11 protein-coding genes are annotated in these 17,633 nt (G+C 41.4%); 4 read left to right on the top strand and 7 right to left on the bottom strand.

The window, feature by feature from the left end; genetic code table 11:
* Position 1: 1 nt before the first annotated feature.
* The 3 genes from MWU78_RS12535 (at position 2) to MWU78_RS12525 (ending at position 5,024) form a co-directional block, all read left to right on the top strand.
* Entirely contained in the window at positions 2-2,176 is a 2,175-nt protein-coding gene (locus tag MWU78_RS12535; RefSeq protein WP_246998207.1) for a molybdopterin cofactor-binding domain-containing protein, read from the top strand.
* A 146-nt stretch (positions 2,177-2,322) separates the two neighbouring features.
* Complete coding sequence (locus MWU78_RS12530) at positions 2,323-2,787, top strand: (2Fe-2S)-binding protein (RefSeq protein ID WP_246998205.1); 465 nt, start codon at positions 2,323-2,325, stop codon at positions 2,785-2,787.
* A gap of 14 nt (positions 2,788-2,801) precedes the next feature.
* Positions 2,802-5,024, top strand: coding sequence for a molybdopterin cofactor-binding domain-containing protein (locus MWU78_RS12525; RefSeq protein ID WP_246998204.1), 2,223 nt, complete (start codon positions 2,802-2,804; stop codon positions 5,022-5,024).
* A gap of 116 nt (positions 5,025-5,140) precedes the next feature.
* Here MWU78_RS12525 and MWU78_RS12520 read toward each other — a convergent pair whose 3' ends face one another.
* The 6 genes from MWU78_RS12520 to MWU78_RS12495 form a co-directional block, all read right to left on the bottom strand.
* Positions 5,141-6,751 carry a sulfatase gene (locus tag MWU78_RS12520; RefSeq protein WP_246998202.1) on the bottom strand — a complete coding sequence of 537 codons (1,611 nt, stop codon included), beginning with the start codon at positions 6,749-6,751 and terminating at the stop codon, positions 5,141-5,143.
* A gap of 202 nt (positions 6,752-6,953) precedes the next feature.
* Positions 6,954-8,408, bottom strand: coding sequence for a TolC family protein (locus tag MWU78_RS12515; protein WP_246998278.1), 1,455 nt, complete (start codon positions 8,406-8,408; stop codon positions 6,954-6,956).
* Complete coding sequence (locus MWU78_RS12510; RefSeq protein WP_246998200.1) at positions 8,398-11,643, bottom strand: efflux RND transporter permease subunit; 3,246 nt, start codon at positions 11,641-11,643, stop codon at positions 8,398-8,400. The genes MWU78_RS12515 and MWU78_RS12510 overlap by 11 nt, the downstream gene beginning before the upstream one ends.
* A 126-nt stretch (positions 11,644-11,769) precedes the next feature.
* Positions 11,770-12,852, bottom strand: coding sequence for an efflux RND transporter periplasmic adaptor subunit (locus MWU78_RS12505; RefSeq protein ID WP_246998198.1), 1,083 nt, complete (start codon positions 12,850-12,852; stop codon positions 11,770-11,772).
* Between the two features lie 157 nt (positions 12,853-13,009).
* Entirely contained in the window at positions 13,010-13,447 is a 438-nt protein-coding gene (locus tag MWU78_RS12500; RefSeq protein WP_246998196.1) for a hypothetical protein, read from the bottom strand.
* Between the two features lie 206 nt (positions 13,448-13,653).
* On the bottom strand, positions 13,654-14,502 hold the full coding sequence (locus tag MWU78_RS12495; protein ID WP_246998194.1) for a ThuA domain-containing protein: 849 nt from the start codon (positions 14,500-14,502) through the stop codon (positions 13,654-13,656).
* 441 nt (positions 14,503-14,943) lie between these two features.
* Between MWU78_RS12495 and MWU78_RS12490 the strand changes: the two genes are divergently transcribed.
* Positions 14,944-16,731 carry a sulfatase gene (locus tag MWU78_RS12490; protein ID WP_246998192.1) on the top strand — a complete coding sequence of 596 codons (1,788 nt, stop codon included), beginning with the start codon at positions 14,944-14,946 and terminating at the stop codon, positions 16,729-16,731.
* A 469-nt stretch (positions 16,732-17,200) separates the two neighbouring features.
* Here the strand turns inward: MWU78_RS12490 and MWU78_RS12485 are convergent, their stop codons facing one another.
* Positions 17,201-17,482 (bottom strand): pyrimidine/purine nucleoside phosphorylase, encoded by a 282-nt coding sequence (locus MWU78_RS12485; protein ID WP_246998190.1) that lies wholly within the window; start codon positions 17,480-17,482, stop codon positions 17,201-17,203.
* Between the last annotated feature and the right edge of the window lie 151 nt (positions 17,483-17,633).

Raw genomic sequence — 17,633 nt, 5'->3', positions numbered from 1 at the left:
CATGGTCCAAACGAAAACTACCATTAGTCGGAGGAAATTCATAAAATCATCCAGTGGAGTGGCCCTATTCATTGGTGTATCGGGTATTTTGCCTCAGTTGATATCCTGTAAAGATCCAAAAAAAATTAAAGAACAACTCGCCCAACAAACACTTACAGCCTGGGTGAAATTATCGGAAGATGGCGAAATCACTATTTATAATCCAGCTGCCGAAATGGGGCAAGGCTCTATGACATCTTTACCTTTACTTTTCGCTGAAGAAATGGATGCGGACTGGTCTAAAGTGAAAGTGGAGTTTTCTCCTCAGGAATCTGAGGTATATGGTTCCCCCGGCTGGGCCCCAGGTAGCAAACTTATGTTTACGGTAGGGAGTAGAACCACAAATAGTTACTACCAGGTTATGCGAAAAGCAGGTGGCCAGGCCCGTTATGTATTAATGAGCAGTGCGGCCAAACATTGGGAAGTGCCCATTTCTGAGATAACAACATCCAAAAGTTTTATAATACATGAAAAAACGGGTCAAAGAATAAGTTACGGTTCCTTGGTTCCATTTTTGGAAATGCCCGAAACACTACCTGTCTTTACGGAGGAACAATTAAAAAATCCCAAGGAATTCCAGTTGGTCGGAAAAGACATTCCTCGAACAGAAATCCCTGCCAAAGTGGATGGTAGTGCTCTATTTGCAATTGATATTCGCTTGCCAGGAATGGTCTACGGAGTGTTGGAAAGAGGAAATCTGCACGGTTCCAAACCCACTTTGACCAATGAATCGGAAATCCTGGCCATGGAAGGGATACTAAGAATAATCCCCTTGGATTATGCCATTGGGATTGTTGGCAAGACTTTGGAACAAACCTTGAACGCCAAAAAGAGCCTAAAAATAAATTGGAGTAAATCCAAGGCTACCGGACATAATTCCCAGGAGGTTTATACTACTTATGAAAAAATAGCCTCGCAAAAACAAAGTGGTAAGGTAATTATAGAAAAAGGAGATTTTCCAAAGGCCATAAAAACTGCGTCCAAAACCTATAAGGTCGATTTTAAAAACGATTATGTTTACCATGCACAAATGGAACCTCTAAATGCGGTGGTGCAGGTTGCGGAAGATGGTGGTAGTGCCGAAGTATGGGTAGGTAGCCAACAGGGTCCGGACACCAAGTTGGGTGTCCCTAAAATCCTGGACATTGCCCCGGAAAATGTAAACGTACATCTACAGTATTTGGGTGGTGGATTTGGCAGACGAAGTATGAACGATTTTGTTGAGGAATGTACCATACTGGCCAAAGAAATGGAGCCACTTCCCGTAAAATTAATATGGACCAGGGAAGACGATGTTACCTATGGAGCTTTCCGTCCACTTTCCCTACAGCGCTTAATTGCCTGTACAGACGCCAATGGTACTGTTACCGGTTTTTCGCACAGTGTTATTGGGGACGGCGGTAACCTAGTCGCAAGTGCTGTTGCAAATGATCATTACGATATCCCCAATCAATTTGCGGAATGGAGGGAAGCCTCCAATGGCATTCGATTAAAGCATTGGCGTGCCGTGGGCCATGGCCCCAATAAGTTTGCTATTGAGTGTATGCTGGATGAAATTGCACTGGACCAAGGATTGGATCCTTTGGAACTTAGGAGGAAATTAATGGTCAAGGCACCTAGGGCATTAGCTACACTGGAAAAAGTCGCTAAAATATCCAATTGGAACACACCATCTGTTAATGGCCGGGCCAAGGGTATGGCTTTTGTGGAACATGGATCATTAGGGACTGGGGTGTGTGAAATTTCTGTTGACCGCAGTACGGGCAATATTAAAGTACATCATTTCTGGATTGCGTTGGATGCCGGAGTCGTTGTACAACCGGACAACGTAAAAGCACAAATGGAAGGTGGTATCATTATGGGCATGAGCAGTGTACTAAAGGAACAAATTACTATAGTTGATGGACAGGTGCAACAATCCAATTTTCATGATTATGATTTGCTCAGAATGCAGGACATCCCGGAAAGTATTGAAACGGCAATCCTTGAATCCACAGAAGTACCCGAAGGGGTTGGGGAAACAGCAACACCTATGGTTGCATGTGCCATAGCCAATGCATTTCTTAAATTAACAGGGAAACCATTGCGACATCTGCCATTCTCCCCAGAACGTGTTTTACAGGCTTTAAATAGTTAATTAATTGAAATTATAAGACCTAACAAAAGCCACTATACACATTCTTAAAAATCCATTTTTAACTCATTGATCGGCTTCACCTATGAATTAACGATTCATTTGTTTTGGAAAAGCATTTCATTATCTTAGAAGCTTAACTTATGATCATGCCAACCTACCACCTCAACATCAATGGTTCCCAAAAAAGGGTCGAAACAGAAGCCGATACTCCCTTACTTTATGTCTTAAGGGATTATCTGGAACTCAACGGTCCTACGTATGGGTGTGGACTTTCGCAATGCGGGAGCTGTATGGTGTTGGTAAATGGTAGTGCAACTACCAGCTGTATGCTACCGGTATCGTCCGTTGACGAATCTGAAATAACCACCTTGGAAGGTCTTGTAAGTGATAATGGAAAACTCCATGCCGTTCAGCAAGCATTTGTAAAGGAGCAAGCTGCCCAGTGCGGTTATTGCCTCAATGGGATGGTGATGACCACTATTAGCCTATTGAATAAAAACCCTAGTCCGGATGACCTGGAAATCAGAAATGCGCTTGAAGGCAACCTATGCCGTTGTGGTAGCCATACTAGAATAATCAAGGCTGTTAAAATCGCGGCCAAAAGCCTCTAAACCATACTCACACCATGATCGCAATACCATTTCAATCTAGAAGAAAATTCCTCAAGAACATTGGTTATATCAGTGTAGGGTTCTCACTTCTGGGGGCTTGCATAGGTGCGGAAGACCCTACTATAGCTTCCCGTATAACTTATGACGGAAAACTTCCGGGCAGTATAGGACGTGCCAAAACCGTTAACGCCTGGATCGAAATATTGGAAGACGGCAACATTCGGGTATTATCAGGAAAGGTCGAATTGGGACAGGGAATACGCACCGCCATCCAACAAGTTGCCGCAGAAGAATTGGATATGGATTTGGACAAAATTCAAGTACATCTGGCAGAAACCGGGCTTACTCCAAATGAAGGCTATACCGGCGCCAGTGCTTCAATTCAAAATAGCGCAATGTCCGTGCGTTATGCCGCAGCCAAAGCAAGACAGGAATTACTGTTATTGGCAAGTAAAAAACTAAATACTCCCATTAACGACCTGCTACTATTCAATGGCATTGTTAAGTCGAAACTGGGCAACAAATCTCTCACTTTTGCTGAAATCCTCGAAGGTGAACAAATAGACAGGGAAGTTAGCATTCCGGTACCCATTAAAAACAAAGCAGAACACCGCTATGTTGGAAAATCTGTTCCAAGAACGGATATAGGAGAAATGGTTCGGGGACAGGCGGGCTATATTCAAAATCTGCGCTTTCCCGGTATGGTGCATGCCAGGGTGGTAAGGCCACCTGGGTATGAGTCAAAACTGCTTACTCTTGATGAGAACGGCTTAATGGCAGAAGTACCTGGCGTTATTAAAACGGTGGTGAAAGGAAGTTTTGTGGGGGTAATTACTGAAAGGGAACATCAAGCCATAAAAGCGGAACAATACCTTAAAAACCACTCTGAATGGACCACTTCGGTACCCTTTCCCGAAAAAGAAAATCTGTTTACGCACATCAAAGAGATTGCCAATAATCCTGAAACTGTAAGAAATGAAGGTAATGTGGAGGCTGCTATTAAAGGAGTGGAAACCATTAAGGCGAAATATACAAAACCCTATATAAAGCATGCTTCTTTAGGCCCGGCTTGTGGATTGGCCATGTTTGATGGGGAAGTATTGCACATCTGGTCCCATAGTCAGGGGATATATCCTTTGAGGGAAGCCTTGGCGACCATGTTGTATATGGAGGCCGAAAAAATACATATTACAGCTGTTCCTGGGGCAGGTTGTTTTGGTCATAGCACGGCTGATGATGCCGCAACCGATGCCGCCCTTTTGGCTTTGGAATACCCCAATACCCATATTCGGGTGCAATGGTCCAGACATGATGAACATTCATGGGACCCCTATGGCCCAGCTATGATCGTAGAATTGGAAGCTAGCTTGGATGAAAACAATAAAATAAATTCTTGGAAGGCCGAGGTGTGGACGGACTCGCACAGCACACGCCCCAATAAGGATGCCGGGACGGTATTGGCAGCGCGGTATTTGGAAACTCCGTTCACAATGAAGTCGAGAGGGTACTTGGGAGGAGGCCATAGAAACGCCGATCCGTATTACAAAATCCCCAATATGAAGCTGAATGCCCACTACTACGAAGGACCCTTCCGAGTATCCTCGTTGCGCAGCTTGGGATCTTTCACCAATATCTTTGCCGTAGAATCTCTTATGGATAGCCTTGCAGAAAAGGCGGGACAAAACCCGCTCGATTTTCGTCTAAGGCATCTGGAGGACGGAAGAGCTATTGCGGTTATCCACAAGGTGAAAGAACTTACCGCTTCCCAAAATATAGCCGTTGATCAAGGTGTTGGCTATGCCTTTATGAGGTACAAGAATACGGACGCCTATATAGCCATGGCTGCCAAAGTTGCCGTAGATAAGGTCACCGGCAATATTGAGCTTATTAAAATGTGGGCAGCAGTAGATGTGGGTGAAGTAATCAATATGGATGGGATTACGAATCAAATTGAAGGAGGTATGATCCAGGCGGCCAGCTGGACCCTAAAAGAGCAGGTGACTTTCAATACAAATGAAATCACTGGCACAGACTATTTAAAATACCCCATTTTACGATTTTCGGAAATACCCTTAGTGGAGGTAGCCATAATCAACCGTCCCAACGAAGCTGCATATGGCGTTGGGGAAGTCTCAATGCCACCAACTGCAGCTGCAATTGCCAATGCTATCTACAAGGCTTGCGGCAAACGTGTGTTTGATCTGCCGATTACACCTGAGAAGATATCGGATAGTTGAGACTATCAATGCAATGTTAAAGCAAAGCAGAAATTATATATATTAAACCCATCCCAAAAAAATAGCGTGCATTATGCCCGCTATTTTTTAATACCTATTTAATTTAATAGAATCCTTTAGTACTTTTTGGATTGTTCAATATACTTATCATCCAGTTCTTTGGAATCCTTATATTTTGTCCGTAATTGGGCCAGTTTATCCTTAAGTTCTTTGAGGATCTCAGCATAGTCTGGATCATCATAGACATTGTTCAACTCCTTGGGATCTTTTTTACGGTCATACAATTCCCATTCATCCACGTCATAATAAAAATGTGCCAATTTGTACTCCTTGGTAACTATACCATAATGACGTTTTACCATATGCACACTGGGATACTCATAATAGTGGTAATAAACCGCCTCCCTGTTCCATTGGTCGCTTTGCCCCTTTAACAATGGCATTAAACTTTCTCCTTGCATATCAGCAGGCGCCTCTATTTGTGCCGCCTCCAAAAACGTCTGGGCAAAATCGAGGTTCTGTACCATCTCTTCCTCAGTGGTTCCAGGTTTAATTTCATTGGGCCAACGGATCAACAATGGTGTTTTAAACGATTCGTCATATATAAAACGCTTGTCGAACCAACCGTGCTCACCTAAATAAAACCCTTGGTCAGAAGTATAGACTACTATGGTATTTTCGGCCAGGCCGTTGTCATCCAAATAATCCAACACTCTTCCTACATTATCATCCACCGAAGAAATACTGCCCAAATAATCCTGCATATACCGTTGGTATTTCCAAGTCATTTTTTCCTCGTCGGTCATGGAAGGCCACTTCTCCATAAAATCCTGATTTATGGCATCGATAATTGGCTTATATTCTTTCTTTTGTTCTTCGTTTGCGCGATTAAATTCGTTATAAATATTGGCCTGTGTATTTTGAACTACAGGAACGACATTTCCCATGGTCTCTATGGTTTCGGGCCAAATCTTGCTATCATGGCTATACTCCATGTGGTACAAAAGATTCATTTCGGCAGTTTTGGCCGCAGAGCCCCTATTCTTATAATCGTCGAAAAGGGTCTCCGGCAAGGGAAATGTTTTTTGGGTGTACTCCTTAAACTTATCGGATCTTGGCCACCAAGGTCTATGGGGTGCTTTATGCAGATACATTAAAAGAAAAGGCTTATTGGGGTCCCGTTTTTTGTCCAACCAATTAAGACTCATTTCAGTTATAATATCGGTTACATATCCCGTAATGGTAGTATCTCCTTTTTGGGTGATAAAATCCGGATTAATATAATGTCCCTGACCTGGCAAAATCATGAATTCGTCCACTCCTTTCGGATTGTTTCCAAAATGCAGCTTCCCGAACATGGCCGTTTGGTAACCCGCTTTCTGAAAAAGCTGCGGAAAGGTGACCTGGGTGGTATCAAAGGGATTATGATTATCAATTTTTCCGTTAATGTGGGTATGCTTCCCTGTTAGAATGGTAGCCCTGGACGGTGCACAGATCGAATTGGTAACACTGGCATTTCTGAACAGAATTCCCTCCTTGGCCAAACGATCAATATTTGGGGTCTGGATTAAGTGGTCACTATATGAACTTATGGCCTGATAGGCATGGTCATCGGACATGATGAAAAGGATGTTGGGTTTCTGTGGCTTCTTGTCTTCTTTCTCTGCACAGCTGTGCAACAACAAAAGGCAAAGTGTAAATAGGGAAAATAATGGTAATGCTTTCATATAGTTGAATGGTTTAAATAAGGTACCTAATATAGGAAACAATAAATATATAAGGTTTATGGATAATCCTCAAATAAATTTGAGGCGCCCCTTCATTTTGGAATTAATCCAAAAGTCTTATCAGCCTCAAAATAGGAAAAGCCATTCTACATGAATGTAAAATGGCTTTCCTTCAAAGTTATTGGCAACCCTTGGATAAACTTTATCTATCCCATCCTCCTCCTAAGGCCCTGTACACACCTACCTTGGCCAACATTTGGTCCTTTTTGGTCTCTACAAGTTCCTCACTGGATTCGAGGGCATCACGTTGGGTCAGAAGTACTTCCATATAATCTGCCCTGGCCGATTGAAAAAGTCGAATGGAAATATCGATAGACTCCGTAAGTGCTTGAACCTGCCCTACTTTTAATTCATAACTTCTGTTAAGATTATCAATATTGGACAATTGATTTACTACTTCCATATAGGCATTCAATATAGCCTTCTCATACTCATATACCGACTGTATTTGCCTAGCGTTGGCATTGGCATACGCAGCCTTAATTGCATTTCTATTGATGAACGGGGCCACTACATCCCCAACTACATTATACAATAAGGACTGGGGCGTAGAAGTCAAAAACTTTGGCTTAAAAGCCTCCAAACCAACCCCTGCCTTTATCCCTAGGGAAGGATAGAAATTGGCCTTGGCCACTTTAACATCCAACTTGGCCGCCGCCAGTTCATATTCAGCCTGTCTAATATCTGGCCGGTTTTGAAGTAGTTGGTAGGGCATCCCTGCCATTACCTCACCCACGGTCCATTCAATAAAACCATTAGAATCCCTTACGATATGTTGCGGTGATCTCCCGATCAGAAAATTAATCTTATTCTCAGTCTCTACGACCTGCTGTTGTATCTCGTATTTTTGACTCTTGTTCTTGAGTACCTCCGCCTCAAATCTACGCACCGCCAACTCCGTTGCCCTTGCTGCTGTTTTTTGAAGCTTTACCATGGCAAGGGCATTTGTTTGAATGGCAAGATTCTGTTCAATAATAGCCAATCGACTGTCCAAAGCCACCAATTCATAATAAGATGCGGCTAATTCGGAAACCAGATTGGTCACCATAAAATTCTTGCCCTCAATAGAGGAAAGATATTCGAAAACAGCAGCCTTTTTGGAGTTTCGCAGCTTTTTCCAAACATCCACCTCCCAAGAAGCGTAAGCTCCTACCATAAAATTGGATAGAGGTTCCGGGAACTCCTCCCCCTCTCGAATTTCAAGATGCTCCTCCACTGCACCATTCCTGGTATAAGCGCCCACTTTTTCAACTTCCGCTCCAGCCTGAATATTCACAGAGGGCAGATATTCCCCTTTTCTGGTCCTGATCTCATTTTTGGCCATCTCCACCTGTTGAAGCATTATATTCAACTCCTGATTTTTAATCAAGGCTGTATCTATCAGCGCGCTTAGATGGGGATCCGAAAAAAAATCCTTCCATTGGATACTAGCACTGTTCAAACTATCTTCCAATTGATTTTGATACCTCTCCGGCACATCTGAATTTTCTTCCAACAGCGTTTTTGAAGGAACACAGGAATATACGGCTACAACAGCAATTAAAGCCAACCCATACAACCTGATCCTTTTAATGGTTAACATTCTCTTATTTTTCATCATCTTTTCCTTTGGTTAGTTTTTTCAAAAGTTTCGTAATCTCCCTCAGTTTGGCTCTAGTCCTACTTTCTCCCTCACTGGTACGCATTAATTCTTCGGAAAAAGGTTCACTGGCCTCATCTTTGATCAGATTCCTTCCTTCTGCCATACTGCCAAAAATGTAATAAAGTCCTGGTATAACCAACACCCCGAATAGTGTACCTATGAGCATTCCGCCCATGGCCGACCCACCGATGGTCCTGTTTCCAATGGCTCCAGCTCCGGTAGCCACGACCAGGGGAATCAAACCAGCGATAAACGCGAATGAAGTCATTAAAATGGGCCTAAACCGGGCACGGGAGCCTTCTATGGCCGCTTCAAGAATTGTGGCGCCCTGCCTATGTTTTTGAACGGCGAACTCAACTATAAGCACCGCGTTCTTGCCCAATAGACCAACAAGCATAATTACCCCTATCTGGGCATATACATCATTGGCCAAGCCCATCATTCGCAGTAGCGCAAATGAACCGAAAACACCCACAGGCAACGATAGAATAACGGCAAAAGGCAAAAGAAAGCTCTCATACTGGGCCGCCAGCACGAAATACACAAATATCAATACAATAATAAAAATGTATAGGGATTCATTTCCTCTTTTGGCCTCATCGAACGAAAGCCCTTCCCAAGCAATGTCATACCCTCTGGGCAGGGTTTGGGCAGCCACCTCTTTTATGGCGTTGATAGCGTCCCCAGTAGTGTACCCAGGTGCAGGAAGCCCATTGATTGTGGCCGAATTATACAAATTGTAGCGGGTAATCTCATTGGGGCCCAAACGTTTTTCCATGGTCATAAAGGCAGAATAAGGTACCATTTCCCCTTCTTCATTTTTTACGAACAATTTTTCCAGATCAGATGGAAGTGCCCTATACTCAGGGGCCGACTGAGTATAGACCTTAAAGAACCTTCCGAATAGTATAAAGCCCTGTTCATAGGTACTACCAATCAAAATATTCAGGTTTTCCATGGCCTTACCAATAGAAACCCCTTTTTGCATGGCAATCTTATTATTAATTTTAAGTTCGTATTGGGGATAGTTGGCAGAGAAAAAAGAGAACAATCCTGTTAATTCTTCCCTTTTGGCCAAAGCGTCCATAAAATCATCATTTATCTTTCCAAAACCATGATAATCCGTGGAATTGGTCTTATCCAATAAACGCATCGAAAATCCGCCCGAAGAACCAAAACCAGGTACCGCTGGCGGCTCAAAATATTCTATCCTGGCCCCCAGATTTTGGGTTTCCTCTTCCAATTCCTCCATAATCTCATGTACGGAATGATGACGCTCGGACCATGGTTTTAAATTGATTAGACAGGTACCGGCATTGGACCCACGTCCTTCGGTCATAATCTCATAACCGGCCAAAGAAGAAACAGACTCTACTCCATCCATTTCTTCACAAATCTGCTGCAATTTACGGGCAACATCATTGGTCCTTTCCAAAGTGGCTCCAGGTGGCGTCTGTATAATGGCATAAATCATCCCTTGATCTTCATTGGGAATAAATCCTGCCGGCAGCGATTCGTTCGTAAAAAATATCCCCGCGCAAAAGGCTAACAAAATTCCAAAGGTGACGATCCTTCTGGTTACGATTTTATCCAATAGTTTTACATAGGTTCCCGTAAGGCGTTCAAAACCCTTATTGAACCAGGCAATAAACTTATCAACGGGCGATTTCCTTTTGGGCTTCCCATGATTGTTCTTTAGCATTATAGCACATAATACCGGGGTAAGGGTAAGGGCTACAACGGCTGATATTACGATGGACCCGGCCATGGTAATCGAAAACTGTCGGTAAAACACCCCCACCGGACCGGTCATAAAGGAAATAGGAATAAATACGGATACCATAACCAAGGTTATGGCAATAATTGCCCCTCCAATCTCACTTAATACCTCTGTTGAGGCCTTATAGGGCGTTAGATTCTCCTCCTCTATTTTTACGTGAACCGCCTCCACCACAACGATGGCATTATCCACAACGATACCAATAGCAAGTACCAAGGCGAATAAAGTAATAAGGTTAATGGACAGCCCGAAGAGCTGCATTACGAAAAAAGCACCGATCAATGATACCGGCACCGCGATGATAGGGATCAGAGTAGAACGCCAATCGCCCAAGAAAAGGAAAACAACAATGGCAACCAAAATAAAAGCATCGCGAAGCGTATGGAGTACCTGTTCGATTGAGGCATCCAAGAAGTTGGCAACATCATAGCTGATCTTATAATCCAATCCGGGAGGAAGGTCTTCTTTAAGCTCCAGTAATTTTGATTTAACCTCGTCAATAACATCCTTACCGTTACTGCCCAAAGTCTGTTTTAAGATAATGGATGCTGATGGGCGACCATCCAAATTGGAATAAATATCGAAAAACTCGCTTCCAAGTTCTACATCGGCCAAATCGCCCAAGGTAATGGTCTCCCCCTCCGCATTGGCACGAACTATAATATCCTTGTACTGTTCCGGTTTATTGTATCGACCTATGTAGGTAAGGACATATTCCAAAGACTGGGATTTAATTCCGGAACTTTGCCCTATCCTCCCTGGCCTGGCAATTATGCTCTGGTCCTGCATGGCCTCCATGATTTCTTCGGCAGATACATTGTAGGCACGCATACGATCCGGTTTTAACCACACCCGCATGGCGTACTTTCTACTACCCAATATCTGCGCACTGGCAATACCGTTGATACGTTGTATTTCGGGTATAATTTTAGTATAGGCATAATTGTAAAGAAACTTTTCATCGTTATGCTCGTCTTTGGCAAACAGGTTTACGTACATCAACATACTGGGTTGTACAGGGGTTATAATCACCCCTTCCTTTTGCACCAATTCGGGTAGGTTCGGCATTACCTGATCTACCCTTGTCTTTACCATTACTACCGCCGTATTGGGATCCGTTCCCGGTTCAAAAATAACACGCAGCGTACCTTCCCCGGCACTGGTGGCATCGGATGCCAGATAGCGCATTCCCTGAACACCGTTAATGGCCGTTTCCAATGGAATAAGCGTTGAGTTTACCAATACATCCGCACTTGCACCCGGATACGCTATAAATATATTAACGGTAGTAGGTGCTATTTCGGGGAATTGGGAAATAGGTAATTGTTTAATGGCCAAAAGGCCAGTAAAAACTATCATGACTGATATGACTATGGCCAATACCGGTCTTTTTATAAATTTTTTGAACATCTTTTCTGAAATTAGGTTAGGTATAAAAATTAATTACCGAAGGGGCTTTCTTGTCCTCCTTACCTTTGGATGGGATAACGCCCCATACTTTGTACAATTAATCTTTAAGTTTCCTATAGGTTATACTTACTCGGCGTAAAGTGATAAGTTGTTTATAACCGATTTTGGTTCAATAAATTCGGTTTCTACATGGTCCCCGTCCTTTACCATACGAATGCCGTCAAGAATTATTCTATCTTTCTGGGAAAGTCCCTTTTCAATGATAAAAAGATTAGGTAGTTCACCGGCGATAGCTATTTCCTTCTGTTTTACTACTGCCTTATCATCAACTACAAAAACATATTTTTTATCCAAAACCTCAAAGGTGGCCTTTTGCGGAATAATAAGCGCGTTCGTATGGGGTACCTGCATAATTATGCTACCTGTTTCCCCATGGCGTAAAATACCATCGGGGTTGTCAAAAGTTGCCCTAAAAGCAATATTACCGGTCTCATGGCTAAACTCTCCTTCAATGGTTTCAACAATACCAGTCTGATTAAAGCGTTTATTGTTGGCCATTAAAAGTGCCACCTCTTTTTTACTATTTCGATCAACACTAGTAATGTAATCCAAATACTCCGCCTCGGGCACATTGAAATAAACCCACATTTTACTATTGTCCGATAGGGTAGTCAACAATTCCCCTTCATCCAAAAGACTGCCTTCCCTAACATGCAGGTGATCCATAATACCATCAAACGGAGCTTTAATATTAGTGAACCCTAGATGGGTCTCTGCAAGCATAACTTCTGCTTTGGCCTTTTCAAAATTAGCCTTTGCCATGGCCAGCTCATTTGCAGAAACTACATTGCCATCGGCCAATAATTTAGTATTCTCATATTCAATTTCGGCCACCCGAGCTTCCGCCGTGGCCTTTTGAAATTCCGCCTCATATACATTGGGCATAATATGAAACATTTGTTGACCCTTTTTTACGGATTGACCTTCATCAACCGAGATTTCCTGTAAATAGCCCTTTTCCAGAGCACGGACCTCAATATTTCGAATGCTATGTATTTGGCAGACATAGTCTTTTACAACCGCGGTATCTTTTTTTATTGGACTGGTCACGAGATATTTGGTTTCCTCTCGTTTTTCATGTTTTTCGGAGTTACAGCTTAATTGGCTCAGTAGTAAACACACACCAATAATCATGGGGGATTTCCTCATAATCTTAATTTATTAAAAATGAATAATTAGTTTTTTAGCAAATAAAATGCCCGGTAAGTCCTTCTAAATTAGCTTCGGACTTACTCAATTTTGATTAAGAACAGTACTTAAAAAAAAGGGGGAACAGCCCCAATAGAATTGGGTACTGTCAGATTTCCTAAATTCTGAAAACTTGGAATCTAATGTACCGCTTATAAGGAGTAGTAAAAGCGTGGGTGTCAATGTAAGCGAGGTCATTTTCCAGATTGGAAGACAAATACTCCCATATTTGGGCATAAAAAATGGCAGTTGTTAGACCACCATAAATTAAATTTGTTTCCGGAGATAAAACAATTTCATCGCTCTCCTCCTCCTCTTCCTCGAAATCCGCAACTTCCGCCACAAGTAGCTTTTGAACTTCAAGTACAGAAGTATCCGCAAAAACAACAGGGGCCAATTCTTCCTCAAACTCACAGGGAAAGCTATCGGAAGCTGCTAAATTTAAAATTGAAAAATAACGATCAACTTCAAAATTTGTATGGGCATAAATAGTGTTGAATCCATTTATTAAAAGGATACAGGGAAGTAGAATATATTTTTGTAATGCCCGATTCATACGGGAATCAAAACTAGAACTTGAATTTAACACTCACAAGTGGTAGTTGTTAAAATTAAAACGAGACACATTATTTTTATGAAAAACGAAGGCTTTTCATCCTGAAAATCAATTAATACTAATTTCAGATTCCAACTTTTAACAATTAATCATAATAATCTATCAAAAGCCAACTTATCCAATCCAATAAGGCAAAAACAGTATTATCACTCTTTTTTCACTACCCATTTTATTCCTTCTATAAGATGTTGTCGTCCAAAATCTGTATCCAATGAGCGAATGTCATGACCCAACTCTGTATAGAAAAATCTTCCTCCGCCCCAAACTCGGGTCCAAGATATAGGATGATCCTTGCCCATTGCTACACCTCCTCTAGTCTTAAAATACTCTCTAACCGGATCGTATGTGGATTCATCTACCCTGAGTAAAACCTGTACACCCGGCAAACCTGTAACAGAATTGGTGTGGTTGGTCCAATCTACTTCGTACCAAAACTCTTTACCCATCCCCTTAACGGCAGGATGATCCATGGCCCTGGGATCAACCACCAATTTAGCCTTTAGGAATTCAGAATCACTATTAAAATCACAACCTCCCAATTCCTTTATCCAAGGCCAGTTTTCCTGATGCACCAACAATGCATGTAAACCAACAATAGCTCCCCCTGCTTTGTACCATTCCTCTATGGCATTGCGTTGTTCTTCATTAAAAACTTTATCTAGAACATTTGCATTGTTGAATAGCAATACATCGTAATAACTCAGTTTTTCCTTCGATATATCATTTCCAGTTTCACTAACATCTATCTGCATATTGTGCTCGGCACCTAGCCGTACAATCCATCCATTTACTATAGGAATGTCCGGATGGCGGAACCAACCTGTACCGGAAAAAAGTAAAACCTTCAATGTTGATCCGTCTCCCATAGCATTGCGCTCGTGCATTTTCTTTTGATGATCAACATCAAGATGCTCTTGCCCAATTAACTGAAAGGTCGAAAAAAACAACAACGATAAAAAGATGGTTGAAACAATTCGGGCTCTTTTGCTTTTCATGATTGGTAAATATTATTCTTTCGAATTAAGAATATGTACACTTAACATCTGTTTCATTAAAAATAAGGGTTTTACACCTATAATTAAGGGTCAAAACTCTCCATAGCGGAATTATGCCAAAAAATTACCTTTTTTAAATAATAAACGTTTAAAATTTAATGTATTAAAGTACTTATTTTCAGTTATTTAAATAACATACTGTTTATGATTTCCAGAGACAAAAGTATTTCATACAAGCACAGTGAACGTACCCAGAAAACAACACGAATATATAAGATTTGCTATATTGGGAACTTTAACAACAAACATGTACCAAAAATAACCTACCATAAATTCAAACCGTATACTCCAATGTTTAAAATTTATCACAGCATAATTTTCAAGACTTGCACAATTCTTCTGTGCGCCTTCACTCTTATTAGTTGCCAAACAAAACCGAAAGTGGAGCAGCCCCCAAATATAGTCTGGATTACCTCCGAGGACAATTCTAAGCACTATCAAAAGCTTTTTGATGACAACGGAATTCCTACCCCAAATATTGAATCGCTAGCCAAGGAAGGTTTGATCTTTAGTAGGGCATTTTCCAATGCCCCGGTCTGTAGTGTTGCCCGTTCGGCAATAATATCTGGTTGCTACGGACCTCGTATCGGAGCCCAATTTCATAGAAAAATGGCCCTTGTCCCAATGCCAGATTCACTCAAAATGTTTCCTGCCTATTTAAGACAGGCCGGTTATTACACCACCAACAATAGCAAGGAAGATTATAATATTATTAAAGGTGCTGATGTTTGGGATGAATCTTCAAAGAAGGCCAGTTGGAAAAACAGGGCTGAAAAACAGCCATTTTTTCATGTTTTCAACATTGGGGTTTCCCATGAATCCAGCATGCACTTTACTACTGAGGGTATGGATACTATTGCTTCTGAAACAGATATAAACTCCTTTAAAATTCAACCCAATCATCCCAACACAGACGTATTTAAATACACCAATGCTCTGTACCGTGATAAAATCAGGGAGATGGACCGCCAGGTCGGAGAAATTGTCAAAGAACTAAAAGAGGATGGTCGACTGGATGACACCTTCATTTTTTATTTCGGTGATCATGGTGGCGTATTGCCCGGAAGCAAGGGATATCTGTATGAAACTGGACTGCATGTGCCTATGGTGGTCCATGTTCCCAAAAATTATAGACATCTGGTGAAAAACCAGATAGGTAGTACCACAAATGGTTTTGTGAGTTTTATAGATTTGGCTCCAACAATTTTAAATCTTGCAGGTATTAATATTCCTAAAGAAATAGATGGAACTGCATTTTTAGGCAAGGATATAGAGAGTGGGGAATTGAATTCCCGTGATGAAACGTATAGTTATGCAGATAGATTTGATGAGAAATATGATATGGTACGGGCTGTGCGAAAAGGGAAATATAAATACATTAGGAGCTATCAGCCATTTAATTATGACGGATTAATGAACAACTATCGTTACAAGCAATTGGCCTATCAGGAATGGCAGTCCTTATACAACGATGGTAAACTCGACGAGCTACAATCCGCCTTTTTTGAAAAACGTGCCCCAGAAATGCTTTTTGATATTGATGCCGACCCCTATGAAACAAAGAACTTGGCAGATGACCCAGCGTATAGCTCTACACTTATTAGCATGCGAGAAAAACTCGCTATCTGGGTAAAAGGAATGCCGGATCTCTCTTTCTATCCCGAACACTTCCTGATCGAGAAGGCGTTCGAAAATCCTGTAGAATTCGGAAAAAAGCATAAAGACGAAATTCAAAAATATATCGCTATTGCCGATTTAAACCTATTGAATTTTGATAATGCCAAGAATTCCCTTACCACCGCCCTAAAGTCATCCGATCCATGGGAAAGATATTGGGCACTTATCGCTTGTAGTACTTTTGGGCAGCAAGCCATTGGAATGGAATCCCAGATTAGGGAAATGGCCTCCCATGACACAGCGCTAATTAACAGGGTACGAGCAGCCGAATATCTAGGTATTGTAAAGAAATTGGATCCTTCAAACGTAATGACCAGTTCTTTGTACGAGTCAGAAAAACCAAGTGAGGCGCTTTTAATTTTAAACTCTATCGTACTTATGGAGTCGGGCAATTACAACTATAAATTTAATATTCAGTTGGACAGCATATCCATAACGGTTGCTGAAGATTCGGAAGTACAGCTGAGATTCAAATACCTGAATATTCTATAGTATAGTTCAGCATCAATATACAAGCTTGCAAATCAGGGACAGAAGAAAATAATTTAGTTTTCATCAAGGTTTTACAATTGCCCTAAACGCAGCCAAGGGGCAACTTACTGTGGTCATATACAAGGTGTTATGTTTGTAGCCGGAAAGATGAAAACATTCATAGGGAGCCCCGAATTTAGACCCTTTTCTAAAATCGTTTTCCCGTAGATCCCATATGTATTCTTGGTCCAATGAAAATTACCAGGCTGTGGACTCGTTAAAATCATCTGTGATTAAAATGTGTCTAATATTCCCCTTATACGCAAGGTGGCCTTTTCATAGGCGTTGGACAAGAACCGACTTATTCTTTCAGTATTTTCCCTACTTAAGATATCGTAATAAATGGCTAGGGCCGTGGACCAAACATCGGCTTGACTTCCTTTTCCATTTGATGCTTTAAGCCTATTGACTTAAAGGCAGAAAATTTCCATTATTCGTATTGACACAAATAGGATGTTTGCCCTACCGATTTTACCTTAAAAGAAGTATTGGCCCCAACTTTAAATGAAGTACCAGTCTTAAACGATTTCCATTCCGATTCACCTGGCAATAAGGCTATTAACTCACCTTCAACGACATTCATGGTTTCTTTGGCAGAGGTTCCGAATTCATACTCTCCAGGCTCCATTACCCCAATGGTAGATTTTCCAGTTGCAGAAGTATAACCTAAGGATTTTACTGTTCCATCAAAATATGCGTTGCTCGTAATCATAAGTTTTCCTTTAATGTAAGGCCGCAAATATAAAGAAAGGAAGTTCAGAATTGTAAAATTTATGACCTTATTAGGTTCGATATCATTATTTATTTAAATAATAATATAAATTTCTTTAGAACTTATATTTATTCAAAAAAAATGGATTACG

This window comes from Arenibacter sp. F26102 (assembly GCF_023015865.1).
GTDB lineage: Bacteria > Bacteroidota > Bacteroidia > Flavobacteriales > Flavobacteriaceae > Arenibacter.
Note: the sequence above shows the minus strand (reverse complement) of the source record. Positions and strands in the feature narration are given on the sequence as shown.

Coding starts and splice junctions, on each gene's coding strand:
- MWU78_RS12530 (WP_246998205.1), top strand. CDS start 2,323: ATGCCAACCTACCACCTCAACATCAATGGTTCCCAAAAAAGGGTCGAA.
- MWU78_RS12485 (WP_246998190.1), bottom strand. CDS start 17,482: ATGATTACGAGCAACGCATATTTTGATGGAACAGTAAAATCCTTAGGT.
- MWU78_RS12515 (WP_246998278.1), bottom strand. CDS start 8,408: ATGAAAAATAAGAGAATGTTAACCATTAAAAGGATCAGGTTGTATGGG.
- MWU78_RS12500 (WP_246998196.1), bottom strand. CDS start 13,447: ATGAATCGGGCATTACAAAAATATATTCTACTTCCCTGTATCCTTTTA.
- MWU78_RS12520 (WP_246998202.1), bottom strand. CDS start 6,751: ATGAAAGCATTACCATTATTTTCCCTATTTACACTTTGCCTTTTGTTG.
- MWU78_RS12535 (WP_246998207.1), top strand. CDS start 2: ATGGTCCAAACGAAAACTACCATTAGTCGGAGGAAATTCATAAAATCA.
- MWU78_RS12495 (WP_246998194.1), bottom strand. CDS start 14,502: ATGAAAAGCAAAAGAGCCCGAATTGTTTCAACCATCTTTTTATCGTTG.
- MWU78_RS12510 (WP_246998200.1), bottom strand. CDS start 11,643: ATGTTCAAAAAATTTATAAAAAGACCGGTATTGGCCATAGTCATATCA.
- MWU78_RS12505 (WP_246998198.1), bottom strand. CDS start 12,852: ATGAGGAAATCCCCCATGATTATTGGTGTGTGTTTACTACTGAGCCAA.
- MWU78_RS12525 (WP_246998204.1), top strand. CDS start 2,802: ATGATCGCAATACCATTTCAATCTAGAAGAAAATTCCTCAAGAACATT.